Source organism: Synechococcus sp. PROS-9-1 (assembly GCF_014279775.1).
In the GTDB taxonomy this organism is placed as follows: Bacteria; Cyanobacteriota; Cyanobacteriia; order PCC-6307; family Cyanobiaceae; genus Synechococcus_C.
This window is the reverse complement of sequence record NZ_CP047961.1, coordinates 2110223-2124733: the sequence shown is the minus strand read 5'-3', so window position 1 is coordinate 2124733 and position 14511 is coordinate 2110223. Positions and strand designations below refer to the sequence as shown.

16 protein-coding genes are annotated in these 14511 nt (G+C 56.4%); 14 read left to right on the top strand and 2 right to left on the bottom strand.

The features are described from left to right. Positions 1 to 14 precede the first annotated feature (14 nt). The 8 genes from gloA (at position 15) to rplL (ending at position 6842) form a co-directional block, all read left to right on the top strand. A complete protein-coding gene (gene gloA, locus SynPROS91_RS11315; protein ID WP_186519771.1) occupies positions 15 to 416 on the top strand; it encodes a lactoylglutathione lyase in 402 nt (133 codons plus the stop codon). A gap of 15 nt (positions 417 to 431) precedes the next feature. Further along, the gene (locus SynPROS91_RS11310; RefSeq protein WP_186516951.1) at positions 432 to 3290 is read left to right on the top strand and encodes an ATP-dependent Clp protease ATP-binding subunit; all 2859 of its coding nucleotides are present in this window, start codon (positions 432 to 434) and stop codon (positions 3288 to 3290) included. 83 nt (positions 3291 to 3373) lie between these two features. Beyond that, positions 3374 to 3613: a preprotein translocase subunit SecE gene (gene secE / locus SynPROS91_RS11305; RefSeq protein WP_048347450.1), complete on the top strand. Its 240-nt coding sequence runs from the start codon at positions 3374 to 3376 to the stop codon at positions 3611 to 3613. Between the two features lie 51 nt (positions 3614 to 3664). After that, positions 3665 to 4333, top strand: coding sequence for a transcription termination/antitermination protein NusG (nusG, locus tag SynPROS91_RS11300; RefSeq protein ID WP_186516942.1), 669 nt, complete (start codon positions 3665 to 3667; stop codon positions 4331 to 4333). A 108-nt stretch (positions 4334 to 4441) separates the two neighbouring features. Next, positions 4442 to 4867: a 50S ribosomal protein L11 gene (gene rplK / locus SynPROS91_RS11295; RefSeq protein ID WP_048347448.1), complete on the top strand. Its 426-nt coding sequence runs from the start codon at positions 4442 to 4444 to the stop codon at positions 4865 to 4867. A 76-nt stretch (positions 4868 to 4943) separates the two neighbouring features. Then, positions 4944 to 5651 carry a 50S ribosomal protein L1 gene (gene rplA, locus SynPROS91_RS11290; RefSeq protein WP_186516940.1) on the top strand — a complete coding sequence of 236 codons (708 nt, stop codon included), beginning with the start codon at positions 4944 to 4946 and terminating at the stop codon, positions 5649 to 5651. Positions 5652 to 5875: 224 nt separating this feature from the next. After that, the gene (gene rplJ / locus SynPROS91_RS11285) at positions 5876 to 6403 is read left to right on the top strand and encodes a 50S ribosomal protein L10 (protein WP_186516938.1); all 528 of its coding nucleotides are present in this window, start codon (positions 5876 to 5878) and stop codon (positions 6401 to 6403) included. A 49-nt stretch (positions 6404 to 6452) separates the two neighbouring features. Continuing rightward, positions 6453 to 6842, top strand: a complete 390-nt coding sequence (rplL, locus tag SynPROS91_RS11280) for a 50S ribosomal protein L7/L12 (RefSeq protein WP_186516936.1) — start codon at positions 6453 to 6455, stop codon at positions 6840 to 6842. 282 nt (positions 6843 to 7124) lie between these two features. Here rplL and SynPROS91_RS11275 read toward each other — a convergent pair whose 3' ends face one another. Next, positions 7125 to 7823, bottom strand: a complete 699-nt coding sequence (locus SynPROS91_RS11275; RefSeq protein ID WP_186516934.1) for a DUF3747 domain-containing protein — start codon at positions 7821 to 7823, stop codon at positions 7125 to 7127. A gap of 62 nt (positions 7824 to 7885) precedes the next feature. Here SynPROS91_RS11275 and SynPROS91_RS11270 point away from each other — a divergent pair, with 62 nt between their 5' ends. From SynPROS91_RS11270 to SynPROS91_RS11250, 5 genes are read left to right on the top strand one after another with little or no spacing between them, the layout of a single operon-like run. After that, positions 7886 to 8641 carry a ribonuclease H gene (locus SynPROS91_RS11270; RefSeq protein WP_186516932.1) on the top strand — a complete coding sequence of 252 codons (756 nt, stop codon included), beginning with the start codon at positions 7886 to 7888 and terminating at the stop codon, positions 8639 to 8641. Positions 8642 to 8649: 8 nt separating this feature from the next. Continuing rightward, entirely contained in the window at positions 8650 to 9828 is a 1179-nt protein-coding gene (locus SynPROS91_RS11265) for a quinone-dependent dihydroorotate dehydrogenase (protein ID WP_186519767.1), read from the top strand. Positions 9829 to 9875: 47 nt separating this feature from the next. Beyond that, positions 9876 to 10775, top strand: a complete 900-nt coding sequence (locus SynPROS91_RS11260) for a hypothetical protein (RefSeq protein WP_255439783.1) — start codon at positions 9876 to 9878, stop codon at positions 10773 to 10775. Then, positions 10772 to 11464 carry a PilN domain-containing protein gene (locus SynPROS91_RS11255; RefSeq protein WP_186516930.1) on the top strand — a complete coding sequence of 231 codons (693 nt, stop codon included), beginning with the start codon at positions 10772 to 10774 and terminating at the stop codon, positions 11462 to 11464. Before SynPROS91_RS11260 ends, SynPROS91_RS11255 begins: the two co-directional genes overlap by 4 nt. After that, positions 11461 to 12207: a hypothetical protein gene (locus tag SynPROS91_RS11250; protein WP_186516928.1), complete on the top strand. Its 747-nt coding sequence runs from the start codon at positions 11461 to 11463 to the stop codon at positions 12205 to 12207. Before SynPROS91_RS11255 ends, SynPROS91_RS11250 begins: the two co-directional genes overlap by 4 nt. Before the next feature lie 75 nt (positions 12208 to 12282). Here the strand turns inward: SynPROS91_RS11250 and SynPROS91_RS12395 are convergent, their stop codons facing one another. Then, complete coding sequence (locus tag SynPROS91_RS12395) at positions 12283 to 12789, bottom strand: hypothetical protein (protein WP_370586770.1); 507 nt, start codon at positions 12787 to 12789, stop codon at positions 12283 to 12285. A gap of 69 nt (positions 12790 to 12858) precedes the next feature. Between SynPROS91_RS12395 and SynPROS91_RS11245 the strand changes: the two genes are divergently transcribed. Beyond that, entirely contained in the window at positions 12859 to 14511 is a 1653-nt protein-coding gene (locus SynPROS91_RS11245) for a type II secretion system protein GspD (protein WP_370586769.1), read from the top strand.

The window sequence follows — 14511 nt, the reverse complement described above, 5'->3', positions numbered from 1 at the left end:
GCGGAATCAGCAGCATGCGCATGCTTCACACCATGCTCAGAGTGGGCGATTTGGAGCGATCCATCCGCTTCTATACCGAGGTCTTAGGGATGCAATTGCTGCGTCGTAAGGACTATCCCTCCGGCCGCTTCACGCTTGCGTTTGTGGGATATGGGGATGAGCGCGACAACACCGTTCTTGAGCTCACCCACAACTGGGATACAGAGGAATACGCCCTGGGTGATGGCTATGGCCACATCGCTCTTGGTCTCGATGACATCTATTCGGCTTGCACCGCGATTGCAGAAAAAGGAGGGCGGGTTGTCCGTGAGCCCGGTCCGATGAAACATGGAAACACCGTGATTGCTTTCGTGGACGATCCAGATGGCTACAAGGTGGAACTCATTCAGCTCTCCTCCCGATCAGACGCGGCCTAATCACGCCCCAACCCAATGACTTCCCCCTCCCGCACCAGCCTTGAGCCTCCAAGCAGCCTGACCTCAGAGCCTGATCGTTTCAGTGACGACGCTTGGGAGCTCTTGCTGTCTGGCCAGGATGTGGCCCGTCGTTGGCGTCATGCAGATCTCGATGTTGAGCATCTTCTGCAGGTGCTCTTTAGCGATGAGCGCTACCGGCGTATCGCTGGGGCCTTGCCTTTGCCGCTTGACCGGCTGCTCGATCGACTCGAGGGCTTTCTGGCTGAGCAGCCCATGGCTCGGGGTGAGGATCTGTTCGTGGGAGAGGATCTCGAATCCTTGCTGGAGGAGGCGGATCGGGTGCGCTCGCTCTGGGGCTCCCGCTTGATCGATGTTTCCCATCTCTTGATTGCGATGGGGCGTGACCCACGCGTGGGAGCAGAGTTATTTGCTCAATTTGGGCTGCCCGCCGATCGGCTTGAAGCAGAACTGACCCGTGCGCCCGATCGCTCAGCTTCAAGCGTTGTCGCGTCTCCTCCCCCAAGACCTCGTCCTCCCGCAGCCTCCCCTGCCCCTGCGTCAATGCCTCCAGCGCAGATGCCTCCTGCGCAGATGACGCCAGTTCAACAGCCTTCAACGCAACAGCCTTCAACGCAACAGCCTTCAACGCAACAGCCTTCAACGCAGCTGCAGCGCGGGCAAACGGCTGCATCGCCTCCGCTTCAGGGCGATGGAATGGATCGGTCTGATGAGCTGATCAGCGAGCCGACCGCGCTGGAGAGCTACGGCCGCGACCTCACCGCTGCTGCTGCCGCTGGACTGCTTGACCCAGTGATCGGCAGGGATGGCGAGATTCGCAGCTTGATCAAGGTGCTGTCGCGACGCGGCAAAAACAACCCTGTGCTGATTGGTGCGCCTGGCGTGGGTAAAACCGCGGTGGCAGAGCTCCTGGCCCAACGGATCGTTGCTGGGGAGGTCCCTGAATCACTGCAGGGCTTGCGGCTTGTTGCCCTGGATGGAGGTGCCTTGATCGCCGGAGCCAAGTTTCGCGGTCAGTTCGAGGAACGTCTTCGGGCCGTTCTCGATGAGGTGAGCGATCCGGAAGCGGCCGTTGTGCTGTTCATTGATGAACTCCACACCATGGTGAACAGTGATCGCTCCAGTGCTGATGCAGCCAGTTTGCTGAAACCAGCCCTGGCACGCGGTGAGTTGCGTTGCATCGCCGCCACCACTCCAGAGGACTATCGCCGCACCGTGGAGAAGGATCCGGCTTTGAACAGGCGCTTTCAGAAAGTGCCGATTCAGGAGCCATCGATTGAACTCAGCGTGGACATCCTCCGTGGATTGAAGGAGCGCTACGAGTTGCATCACGGGGTGACGATCACGGATGAGGCCGTGCTGGCGGCAGCACGGTTGGCGGATCGCTACATCAGTGACCGCTGTTTGCCGGATAAGGCGATCGATTTGATCGATGAAGCTGCCGCTCAATTGAAAATGGATGTGACCTCCAAGCCTCAGGTGGTGGAGGATGCAGAGACTGAATTACGCCGAGTGGAGTTGGCGGTTCTCGCTGCGGAGCAGGCACCGGAAGGGGAACGGGTTCAGCTCCAGCGCAATCGTCTTGAAGCGTCTAACCGCCTGAGTCAGCTCCGGGAGCGTTGGCAGGCGGAACGAGAGCAGCTGGAGGAGTTGCGTCAGTTGCTTCAGGAGGATGAAGATCTCCGCCATGCCATGGCTGAAGCAGAGCGTGACGGAAATTTGGAAGAGGCTGCCCGCCTTCAATACGACCAATTGCATCGCGTCCAGCAACGCCGCGCCGATCTTGAACAGTTGCTGAATGAGGCACAGGAGGAAGGATCTGCCCTGTTGCGAGAACAGGTGGAGGCGGCTGATATTGCCGATGTGGTGGCCCGTTGGACTGGGATTCCGATCCAGCGTCTTCTCGCTGGTGAGCGTCAAAAGCTGTTGGAACTGGAGCAGCGTCTTGCTGAACGGGTGATTGGCCAGCCGGAGGCGGTGCAGGCTGTGGCCGCGGCGATTCGTCGTGCCCGTGCTGGCATGAAAGATCCACGCCGTCCGGTGGGCTCATTTTTGTTTTTAGGACCGACAGGAGTGGGCAAGACGGAGCTGGCGAAAGCGCTTGGAGCTTTGTTGTTCGACGAGGAGGAGGCTCTCGTTCGCCTCGATATGAGTGAATTCATGGAGCGCAATGCAGTGGCTCGTTTGCTTGGTGCCCCTCCTGGGTATGTGGGCTACGAGGAGGGTGGCCAACTCACCGAGGCTGTTCGGCGTCGCCCCTATGCGCTGTTGCTCCTGGATGAGGTGGAGAAAGCCCATCCGGATGTGTTCAATGTGCTGCTCCAAGTTCTTGACGATGGACGGCTCACCGACTCGCAGGGCCGGACCGTTGACTTCCGCCACACCGTGGTGGTGATGACCAGCAATTTGGCCAGCAGGGCCATTCTTGATTCATCGCGACAAGCCCAATCGGGGGATGAGGCCGGTGCCGCTCAGGCGCTCAATACCGCCGTGGACGATGCGTTGGCCCACCATTTCAGGCCGGAGTTTTTGAATCGGATCGATGAAGTGATTCGCTTCCGTCCGCTTGGTGTGGAAGACCTGGAACGGATTGTGCGTTTGCAGCTTGCCGATCTAGCCCGCTTGCTCGCTGAACAAGGACTTGAACTGCGGGTGGATGATGCGGTGGCGCATGAGTTGGCGACCCTGGGCTACGAGCCTGAATATGGCGCCAGGCCGTTGCGTCGGGTGCTGCGCCGTCGCGTTGAAAATCCACTGGCGACCGAATTGTTGGAAGAGCGATTCAATGGGGCTCAGGCGGTTCGGGTTTACTCCGGAGACACCTCGACCGAACCGTTTCGATTCGAAGCTGAATAAAGGCTTGAGTAAGCGTCCAGTAGGATGCTTGTTTGCCGTCACGTGCCCAAGGCACCGGCGTCAGTTCCGGCTTCGCAAGATTCGTGACCAGCCCTACTTCTGAGGACACCGAAACAGCTTCCCCGCAAACACCGGCTGAAACAGGCCGGAGGGGTGGTTTTTTAGCTGCCACTTTCGAAGAGCTGAAGCTGGTGGTCTGGCCCAGTCGTCAGCAGCTGTTCAGTGAATCCGTGGCTGTGATCTTGATGGTGAGCCTTTCGGCCGCGGCTATTTCAGCCCTCAGCCGTTTCTACGGTTGGGCCGCCTCTCAGGTGTTCCGTTGATCTGTTGCTTTTACAGCAGATCGCCTTTGTCCCAATTGTTCGTCCGCATCCGTGTCTGACCTCGAAACCACCCAGCAGGAGAGCACCGAGGTGCTTGAACTGCCAGCACCCAATGAGGGAGAGGAAGGCACGCTTGAGTCGATGCCTGCACGCACATCGATCGCCCGTTGGTACGCGGTGCAGGTGGCCTCAAGCTGTGAGAAAAAGGTCAAGGCCACCCTCGAGCAGCGCGCCGTCACGCTTGGGGTGAGTACCCGAATTCTTGAGATTGAAATCCCCGAGACACCGGCGATAAAAGTTAAAAAAGACGGCAGTCGTCAATCCACCGAGGAGAAGGTGTTCCCGGGTTACGTCTTGGTCAGGATGGTCCTTGATGAAGACACGATGATGGCGGTGAGAAGCACGCCAAATGTCATCAATTTTGTTGGCGCGGAAGACCGGCGTGCCACAGGTAAGGCCCGTGGTCATATCAAGCCCCGTCCCCTGAGTCGTCAGGAGGTGGATCGGATTTTCAAGCGCGCCGCCGAGAAGAAGACCGTTGTCAAAGTCGATCTCACAGAGGGCGATCAAATCCTTGTAACCGCAGGTCCCTTCAAAGACTTCCAAGGCGAGGTCATCGAGGTGTCTGGGGAACGCAGCAAGCTCAAAGCGTTGTTGTCGATCTTTGTTCGAGAAACCCCAGTTGAACTTGAGTTTTCTCAAATCAGTAAACAGAACTGATTGATTCGGCGGCCGTCTCCTGCGGAGGACGGCCTTAGAGATGGTTCGCCATTTCGCCGCACCGCCCCTCGGGGTTGGTGATCCGCAGATGTTTAACTCCGCTTGCCGATGGCCAAGAAAGTCGTAGCTGTGATCAAGCTGGCCCTTCAGGCCGGCAAAGCCAACCCCGCACCACCGGTGGGTCCTGCCCTCGGTCAGCACGGGGTCAACATCATGGCGTTCTGCAAGGAGTACAACGCTCGCACCCAGGACAAGGCCGGATACGTGATTCCGGTTGAAATTTCGGTTTTCGAAGACCGCAGTTTCACCTTCATCACTAAAACCCCGCCTGCCTCGGTTCTGATTACCAAGGCCGCTGGAATTCAAAAGGGTTCCGGTGAGTCCGCTAAGGGCAGTGTTGGCTCCATCAATCGATCCCAACTTGAGGAGATCGCCAAGACCAAACTCCCCGACCTCAACTGCACCAGTGTTGAGTCGGCGATGCGCATCATTGAAGGCACCGCCCGCAACATGGGTGTTGCCGTTAGCGACTGAACGCACTGCGTTCGTTGTTTGTTCCGTTCACTGATTTCGGGGGAGGCCTCAATGCCGCTTGAACCCCACACCTGTCATGCCAAAACTTTCCAAACGCCTGGCCAGCCTCGTTACCAAAATCGAGGACCGTGCCTATCAGCCTCTTGAAGCCATTCAGTTGGTCAAAGAGAACGCCAACGCCAAATTTGACGAAACCATGGAGGCGCACATTCGCCTTGGTATCGATCCCAAATACACCGACCAGCAACTGCGTACGACGGTTGCTCTTCCTCAGGGAACAGGTCAGACCGTTCGTATCGCGGTGATTACCCGCGGTGAAAAAGTTGCTGAGGCCAAGGCCGCAGGCGCTGAACTTTCTGGTGATGAGGACCTTGTTGAGGCCATCTCCAAGGGCGAAATGAATTTCGACCTTCTGATCGCGACCCCGGACATGATGCCGAAGGTTGCCAAGTTGGGTCGGGTTCTTGGTCCACGTGGCTTAATGCCAAATCCCAAAGCCGGAACGGTCACCACCGATTTGGCGTCTGCGATTCAGGAATTCAAGGCAGGCAAGCTTGAGTTTCGTGCGGACCGCACCGGAATCGTGCATGTTCGCTTTGGTAAAGCGAGTTTCACTGCTGAGGCCTTGCTGGAAAACCTCAAGACCTTGCAGGAAACCATTGATCGCAACAAGCCCAGTGGCGCCAAAGGTCGTTACTGGAAAAGTCTGTACGTCACATCCACGATGGGACCTTCTGTCGAAGTCGATATCTCTGTGCTGCAGGACATCGAGCAGGAAGGTTGAACTCAGTGATGTAAATTTGTGGACTGGCTATTGCCAGTCCACGGGCACGCGCCCGGCCTAAGACAGCAGGTTGTTCCATCTCAACAGCGTTGAGCATGTTTCATAAGTCCTGCCGAGGAAAATGCGACGATTTTTTCCCATTGGGTTGGATCGACACGCGGCCTCGTCTCCCTCGGGAGCCCTGAAACGCCGCGTGTCCAGCTTGTTCCTCCGATCTAATCCCTATGGGCCGCACTCTGGAGAGCAAGCAACAGATCGTCGAGGAGCTTAAACAGCTTCTTGGCGAGGCCGAAATGGCACTGGTCCTGGATTATCAGGGCCTCTCCATCAAGGAAATGTCTGATCTGCGGACTCGTCTGCAGGCCAGCAACGGCGTTTGCAAGGTGACTAAAAACACCTTGATGCGTCGTGCCATCGATGGTGACAGTGTCTGGTCAAGCCTCGACTCTCTTCTGAGTGGCACCAACGCTTTCATCCTGATTAAGGGTGATGTTGGCGGTGCTTGTAAAGCGGTTCAAGCTTTTCAGAAAGAGACAAAAAAATCCGAGACCAAGGGCGGCCTCTTTGAAGGCAAGCTTCTGTCTCAGGACGAGATCAAAGCTATTGGGGAGCTTCCTTCCAAGGAAGTGCTCATGGCCCAGATCGCCGGCGCCATCAACGCAGTTACCACAAAGGTTGCTGTGGGTGTCAACGAGGTTCCCTCCGGTCTTGCAAGAGCGCTCAAGCAGCACGCCGATAGCGGCGAAAGCTGAACGTCTTCGACCTCACTTTTTTTTCCTGATCTGTTGCTGATTCCCAATCATGTCTCCAAAAACTGACGAAATTCTTGAATCACTGAAAAAGCTCTCATTGCTTGAAGCTTCCGAGCTTGTGAAGCAAATTGAGGATGCTTTTGGTGTGTCTGCTGCTGCATCTGCTGGTGTAGTGATGGCTGCCCCTGGCGCTGCTGCTGGTGGTGGTGAAGCGGCTGAAGAGAAGACCGAATTTGATGTTGTGCTGGAAAGCTTTGATGCTGCCGCCAAGATCAAAGTTCTCAAGGCTGTTCGCGAAGCCACAGGTCTTGGCCTGGGCGATGCCAAGGCCATGGTCGAGGCTGCTCCAAAGACCATCAAGGAAGGCGTCTCCAAGGATGACGCTGAAGCCTTGAAAAAGGCCATCGAAGAGGTGGGTGGCAAGGTCACAATCAAGTGATCTTTGTGAGCCCCTGCTTCTAAGCAACGGGGCTCTTCTATCCCCCTTCAATCGTCTTGAGCCGGTTCTCTGAGCCGGCTTTTTTATGGCGTTATGCGCTGCCTTTCGCCAATAAAAAGACCCTGCCAAAGGCAGAGTCTTTGAAGAACAAGGCATTCAGGAGTCTTTCCTTGTTTCGACCCTGAAGAGGCGCAAAGCACTCCTCACCAAATGAATGTAGGCAGATTGGCTTGGTTGGGGTGGTTGCAGTTGTCGCTCATTCAACTGTCCTTGACGCGTTGTTCACGGACGGAATGGAATTACTTCGAGTTGGATGGGTCCCTTGCCGGCATACAAAGATGGGGGTCTAGGTGCCCTTGGCAGTTTGGCCATTGTCGACATCCGAAACGAATGGCTTGGACGCTTTGAGGCCTTCGCTCTCAATTGATTCAACGATTCACTGTTGGCGAAATACACGTGGCTCAGGGTTCGTCCTTGATAGGCCCGACGCTCAAGTTGCCAACCCGGCTCCAGTTTGAGTCTCACGAAAGCATCTTTGTTGCGTCTGGTTTGTCTGGCCTTGGCCACCACGACTGCCGTGCTGCGGTTGGGGTCTAGTGCTTGAAGCTCAAGCCCATTTCGCCTTTGCCGAAGGCGTAAACGAACAGATTTTTTTGTGTCGTCTCCTGCCGTACGCAGTGAATAGCCATTGCTGTCGAGATATCGGCTGCAAATACCGGTGAAATCAAAGCTGTTCAGCGATGGTTCAACCAGTCCATCGGCTTGTTCTTTCCAACAAAGAGGACGGGCTTTGATCTGCTCAAGGACCAACAGTTTCCAACGGTTATGGCCAACGGCGTGGGCCAGGATCGCAAACTGGTCTTGCTTGAGTGGCTTGCTGTCGAACAACGAACGGGTCCACCCAGGCAGCGCCGAGGAACTGCCCACCAACATCAGTGCTGTTCCAGTCAGAAGGAGCCGCCGGAGGTAGGTTCGCCGCATAAACGGGGGCTCCAAATTGGAGAACAACGACCTGTTGTACCGAACATCCGGTGGTGGAATCAATGGCTGATCAACCTGATGAACGTGGTCGCGTCGTGGCTGCAGCGACGGATGGTGCCTGCAGCGGCAATCCAGGGCCGGGCGGCTGGGGTGCGTTGATTCGCTTCGAAGACGGCAGCGTGGAAGAATTTGGCGGTGCGGATCCAGCGACGACCAACAACCGTATGGAGTTACAGGCTGCGCTTGCCACCTTGCAACGCTTGGCTGAATTGCCACTGCATCCGGATCTCACGCTCCGCACCGACAGCAAATACTTGATCGACGGGCTCGGCAGTTGGATGGCTGGTTGGAAGCGCAAGGGCTGGCGCACTGCGGCAGGCAAGCCAGTGCTCAATCAGGATCTCTGGCAGGCGCTTGATCAAGCTCGGTTGGCCGAGGTGCCGCTCAGTTATGTGAAAGGTCACAGCGGAGACCCTGACAACGACAGGGTGGATCAAATTGCGGTGGCTTACTCCAAAGGACGGAAGCAAACGCCTCCAGCTTCAGCTGCCCTACGTCCAGCTTCCCAACGTCAGCCCTTGGTGGATTCGGCACCAGTTTCCCTGCAGAAGCTCCTCACACGCATGGAATTGGCTGATCGCTTGGCATCCGGAGGCTATGCGTTGTCGGCTGTGGAGTTGGCGCAGTTGGTGGAGCAGCCCCTCAATCGTTTGTCAGAACGTCAAGGTTCTTGGCGTTGGCGTGACTGGATGGTGGAGCCTGTGGAGAATGATCGTTGGCGGTTGCGACGCGACCCGGCAGGATCGAAACAGACCTAGGAGCCCAGATGGCTGATGCGTCATCCCCCGGGGTGTTATCCACCGCCGGCTTTTATCGGCGATGGTTGGGCCCGCAATTGGCGCGGGATGAGGGGGTGGATGCAGAACAACTCAGCCAGTCGGCGTTGCAGGCCCTCGCTCAGGTGAGCTTGCGACGAGGTTGGCCTGGGATCTCCTCCGTGCTGGAGGGCATAACCACCGAGCTTCAGCGACGGGATCTGCGGCTGGAGCAAGTTCTGTTTGGTTGTCGATTCAGCAATCCAGTGGGTTTGGCAGCGGGGTTTGATAAAAACGGAGTTGCCGCTGGGGTGTGGGATTGCTTTGGGTTCGGATTTGCAGAAGTGGGCACCGTCACTTGGCATGCACAACCAGGCAACCCCAGGCCCCGTCTGTTTCGTCTTGCTGCTGAACGGGCTGCTCTCAACCGAATGGGGTTTAACAACAACGGTGCTGAGGCGATGCAACGCACCCTTGAGCGGCAGGCGTTGCCGGCTCCAGGCCATCGTCCGGCGGTGCTTGGGATCAATTTCGGGAAGTCGAAACTCACTCCTCTCGACCAGGCCCCTGATGACTACGCCGCGTCATTGGACTGTCTTGCGCCCTGGGCGGACTACGCCGTGATCAATGTGAGCTCTCCCAATACTCCTGGCTTGCGAGATCTGCAGGATTCAACCCAATTGCGTCGTTTGGTCGAGCGGTTGCGTCGCCTACCAGCTTGCCCACCACTTCTGGTGAAGATCGCGCCTGATCTTGAAGATGATGCCATTGATGGCATCGCTCGATTGGCCTACGAGGAGGGTTTGGCTGGCGTCATCGCCGTCAATACCAGCCTGGATCGACTGGGTCTAGGACAGCGGCTGATCGTGCAGACCGGCCGAACCCTTGCGGAAGAGGCTGGTGGCCTCAGCGGCGACCCTCTGCGCCATCGCGCTGTAGAGGTGATTCGGCGACTGCGCGCCAGCGCCGGTCCGGCTTTGCCGTTGATTGGAGTGGGGGGAATCTCATCTGCCGAGGCGGCCTGGGAACGCATTGCTGCTGGCGCATCCCTCGTGCAGCTCTACACCGGTTGGATTTTTGAAGGTCCCGATTTGGTTCCACGCATCCTTGAAGGTTTGATCAGTCAGCTCGATCTCCATGGCTTTCGCCATCTGAGTGAGGCGATCGGAAGCGGCGCGCCCTGGAAGTAGTCGATACGCTTCCAGCACATCCTTCATGACGCATCGAGGAGCAGACCTTGGAGCTGGCTGATCTGCGTGATCGCTTCCCTGCCCTCGATGGCCTGCTGGTTCAGATCAGCGGCTTGCTCACTCGGCGGCGTGTGCTTCTTGCTGCTTCTGATCGTGTTCTGAGTTTGGCCTGGTGGGAACGGGGTGAGCAGCGCATCATCAACACCGATCTTCCTCCGGATCTTTGTCAGGGAGGGGTGCCGCTCCAACGCGAGGTGCTGGCTGAGCTGGTTGCGGATCTGCTGATCGAACAGGGTATTTCCTCTGTGTCTGTGGAGTTGGAACTGTTGCTGCCTCTGCCGATTTGCGATTGGCGACTGCTGGAGGGTGCTGCTGGCCTGGCTGATGCCACCTCCCTCCGAGTGCTTGCGCCCGAGATGACCTGGCCGCTGCAATGGCAGGAGTCCTATGTCGCTTTGACCGCGATGAACGAGAGGGAGATGGCGTTGGTGGTGGGCGCCGATCGCTTGATCCTGCAGGCCTGGATTGACACGGTGGCATTAGCAGATCTCAATCTCTGCCAAGCGGAGTGGCTGTTGGTTGCTGCTTGGCGAGCACTGCATGCTCTCAACGCACCACTTGAGGGAGAGTGGGTTTGGTTGATTGAGTCCGAAGGGATTTGGCGTCTTGTGGTGCTGTGCGAAGGACTGCCTGAATTGGATGTTGGGTTGAAAGCCACGCAGCTCCCGACCGTTAGAGATGAGGTGCTGTTCCTTCTCGATGCATGGGACCAGAAACAACGCCAGGTCGGTGTAAGGCGCAGCTGGTGGATTACAGCGGGGCCAAGCTGGAAGGGTCGTTGGCAGGAAGGTCATGGTGCTGGTCTCCATGGCTCGCTTGTTTCCGATGGTGAGATGTCACTGCTGCAGTTGGCCTTGAAGGCTCCTCCCGCGGAGAGCAAGCCGTGAGGGAAAGTACAGAAGCCCCCGTCGATTTGCTCCGGGAGCGGCGCATCGAGTTGGGTTTGCCTGCTCAGCCCGCCCCGTTTGTTCCTGTCCGCCTTTTGCTCAGGCGAGGTGCGTTGCTGGGTGGGGCTGCGCTGTTGATTGCTTGCGCCATCACTGCAGCTTTGAACTGGCGGGGACAACAACAGCAGCAACAGTTGGAGTCGCTGGCACCGCTGGCACAACGCCTCACCGCGGCAGAAGCACGGTCGCGGCGGTTGAGAACGAAGACCGCCGCAGTGAACAAGGAGACCATCAGGATTGCGCAACAGCTGGTGGCTTTCCCCGGTGGCTCTCCCCTGTTGGAGCAGCTCCGACGCATCACTCCTGTTGGCGTGCAATTGCAGGATTTATCGGTTGGTCAGGCGCAAATTCAACTGTCTGGCCGGGTGCAGATCGGAGAAACTCCAGGGCCTTTGGAACGGATCAATGCCCTTGTGATCTCCCTGTCTCAATTGCCCATCACCCGTGAACAGGGCGTCAAGGTGATCAAGATCACGAGGGAGGACGGGGATGATCCTGCTGTGATTTTCAGCGTGGACTGGGCGCTGAATCCAAAGCTGCGCTTATCCCTGATCCAACTTCAGGAGCTGGGAGCCATCGGCCTGGCAGAGCGCTACCGCTTGCTCGAGCAGCGTGGGGTGCAGTTATGACGAACCTGAACGGCACAGGGAGCTCTTGGCAGAACTATCTAACCCGTCAGCGGCTGTTGGTCGGTGTCCCACTCCTCATTGGTGTGCTGATCGGTGCTGGTTTGTTTGCAATTGCCGGACTTCCCCATTGGTTGGCATCAGGGGAACGGACGCGTCGAATCGCTGAGCTCAAAGTGCAGGAACAGTCCCTGCCGTTGATCGAGGCTCGGGTGAAGCAAGAGCAGCAAAAGCATGTGGCGGCCCAACAACAGCAAGATCTTGTGGTGAACTTGGTGGCTGGCCGCGGCCAGATCGAGACCTTCCTTACCCAGTTGAGTCGTACCGCGACTGAGAGTGGTGTGGTGATCGAGCGGTATGAACCCGCTGCCGCGGCTCCTGGCGTCACGGAGTCTCCCTCGCCAGGAACCAACAATCAGAACGAGGCAGGCGAGGACAAGGGCCAAGCCCCTCCAGAGATGCAGGGATATGAGAAAACAGCGGTGCTGCTTCAGGTGCGTGGCCCCTATGTGGCAGTGCTGCAGTTCTTGCGGGCCATGGAGACACTGGAACTCCTGGTGCAGCCCAGTGATCTAGAGCTCAAGGCAGTCTCGCCAGAGACCAATGCTGACGGGGCCCCTACGGGCCCACCGCTAACCGAGCTCAAGCTCAGACTTAGCTTTTTTGACAAGACAATGGATGGGGATCAGGACGCGAAGGAACCTATGGAATCCGTGCCTCAGTCCAGGGTCAGGGCGCCATCCTGAATCGTCCACATGCTGGGTTTTAGGGCTGGCTCCTGAGAGTTTGGCTCGATACCATCCGCCCATAGTGTTTGTGAATCAGGCGTGGGAATCCCCTCGAGACCCTCCCGGCTGATTCCATTGGTGTTGATTGGCAGCCTTGCACTTGTTGAGTGCGATGTGATGTTCGGGCTCGGAGGTGCTGGAGCAATCAGGGCTCAAAGTCAGGGCTCCATGAACTTGCGCTTGCGCCGCAGCAACGAAGGCGTGGAACTTGTGATTGAGGGAGTCGGCGATCAGCCCCTTCTGCAGCAGCGCATGAACGGCAAGGTTTGGGAGGGGAGTTTGCAGACCCAGGGGGCACCGGGGGTTCGTAATGGCCAGGTGCGGCTCACCGATCCAGTTACTGGAATTCAGTCCGCCACGTTGGTTGGTAGCGGCAGCTCCTATGCGTTGAAGGTCACGCCGAGTCCAGGCCAGCCCTTGCAAGACCCTGTGGTCAGTGCCAATGGGCGTGATCTCATCCTCAAATTTCCAGGGTTGGTTGCTGCTCCCACCCTGCAAACAGGACGCCTCAATCTGAATACGCCAGGGCGTGTCCCCCAAACGCAGTACGCCCCACCATTGCGTCCGCGTGCTGTTGCACCGCCACTGGGCGATATGGCAGTGGGAACCATGGTGCTTCAGAACCGCAGTTATGTGAATGTGAGCGGGCCGCCAGTCACCCTCACTCTTAATAACGCCCCTGCCAAGGATGCGCTGATGGCTTTGGCTCGCTTAGGTGGCTATGGCTTTGTGTTTGTCGGTGAACAGGATGGTGGAGCTGAGGGCGTAGGACGAGATGGTGTTGTTTCAGCTAAGACCACTGATCGTCCAGTTTCAATTGCTTTTCAGAACGAGTCCTATGCGAGAGCTCTCAATGGGGTTCTGCTCGCCTCCGGTCTTCAGGGGAAATTGGATGGTCGCACCCTGATGGTGGGCTCGAAAGTTTCCGCCAAGACCTTCGGCCCACAGATGTCGAAGGTGTATCGACTCAATCAATCTTCGGCAGTCTCCGCCGCAAATTATTTGGGGAGCTTGGGAGCAGATGTCAATAAAGTTATGACAACAAGCATAACTTCTAGTGAGACGAATTCAACAGGTACTCCTGCTAATAACTCTGCCTCTACGACTGCGCAGCAATCGTCTTTGACGAATGTTGAAACCTATGGAGCCTCTGTTGGTCCGTTGAAAGGCTTAATAGTCACGACAGATTCTCGGCTTCAGTCAGTCACGCTTGTTGGCGACTCCAAGTTGGTTGTCATCGCAGAAGGCTATTTGCGTCAGATTGATATTAGGCAAAGACAGGTAGCTTTGTCTGTCAGAATTCTTGACGTTAATTTAACGAATGATTCGGTTATCGAGAATAGCTTCGCTTTCCGATATGGCAATAATTTTATTGTCAGCGATCGCGGCGAATTGATCGGAGCATTTGGAGGCTTGCTGCCACCCAATAACGGTACTTTTGACACTATATCTGGGGGAGCATCAAGTGGTAAAAGCGAATACAAGGAGCTCGATGCAGCTTCTCAGGAAATCACCAAGCCACCATTGGACCCTGTTCCTATAAATCCAGGTAATCTTTATCCTAGGGACAATTTTTTTAACTTGCTTAAGTCGTTGATAACATCTTCAAATACAAAAACTCTAGCTTCGCCTACTTTGATTTTGGGGGAAAATCCCGACAAGTTGCTTGGCAGAGAGGTTGCAGTGTCGGGTGGCGAAGATGCGTTTAGGTCTGCGTCAATCGGGAGGCCATTCGCTAACGAAAGCTTTGTCACTGTTGGAACGCAGGTGATTACTAATTACAGTGTTTCTCCTGGGCAGAATGGCGCTCCCAACAGCTGTCAACCCGAAGAGTCAACTGCTGGTTTAACGTTTGGCGCAAGGGTGTCGAAAATAGATGATAATGGCTTTGTCACTTTTTCGCTTTCTCCGGCAATTTCTGCCGTGACTTCTACAGGGCTGATTGAAAATTGTGGGCCAAGAAGTGTTCTAAGTATTCGAAGGTTGGATACTGGAAGTCTTAGGGTGAGAGATGGTCAAACTCTTGTTTTGACTGGCGTCATCTCAGATGGAGATGCTGAAGTAGTAAGAAAATGGCCAATTCTTGGCGATATTCCCTTGATTGGTCAGTTCTTTAGACAATCATCGGGCCGAAGGGAAAAGCGAGAATTAGTGATTCTTGTGTCTCCTCGAATTATTAATGATCATGAGGGAGGAACGTATGGCTATGGCTATCAGCCTTCTTTGCCTGCTGCGCGTCAACTCACTGGCTTGGGTATTTAA

Coding starts and splice junctions, on each gene's coding strand:
- rplK (WP_048347448.1), top strand. CDS start 4,442: ATGGCCAAGAAAGTCGTAGCTGTGATCAAGCTGGCCCTTCAGGCCGGC.
- SynPROS91_RS11270 (WP_186516932.1), top strand. CDS start 7,886: ATGGCTGATCAACCTGATGAACGTGGTCGCGTCGTGGCTGCAGCGACG.
- SynPROS91_RS11265 (WP_186519767.1), top strand. CDS start 8,650: ATGGCTGATGCGTCATCCCCCGGGGTGTTATCCACCGCCGGCTTTTAT.
- rplL (WP_186516936.1), top strand. CDS start 6,453: ATGTCTCCAAAAACTGACGAAATTCTTGAATCACTGAAAAAGCTCTCA.
- rplJ (WP_186516938.1), top strand. CDS start 5,876: ATGGGCCGCACTCTGGAGAGCAAGCAACAGATCGTCGAGGAGCTTAAA.
- rplA (WP_186516940.1), top strand. CDS start 4,944: ATGCCAAAACTTTCCAAACGCCTGGCCAGCCTCGTTACCAAAATCGAG.
- SynPROS91_RS11245 (WP_370586769.1), top strand. CDS start 12,859: ATGGTGCTTCAGAACCGCAGTTATGTGAATGTGAGCGGGCCGCCAGTC.
- gloA (WP_186519771.1), top strand. CDS start 15: ATGCGCATGCTTCACACCATGCTCAGAGTGGGCGATTTGGAGCGATCC.
- SynPROS91_RS11250 (WP_186516928.1), top strand. CDS start 11,461: ATGACGAACCTGAACGGCACAGGGAGCTCTTGGCAGAACTATCTAACC.
- SynPROS91_RS11275 (WP_186516934.1), bottom strand. CDS start 7,823: ATGCGGCGAACCTACCTCCGGCGGCTCCTTCTGACTGGAACAGCACTG.
- SynPROS91_RS11310 (WP_186516951.1), top strand. CDS start 432: ATGACTTCCCCCTCCCGCACCAGCCTTGAGCCTCCAAGCAGCCTGACC.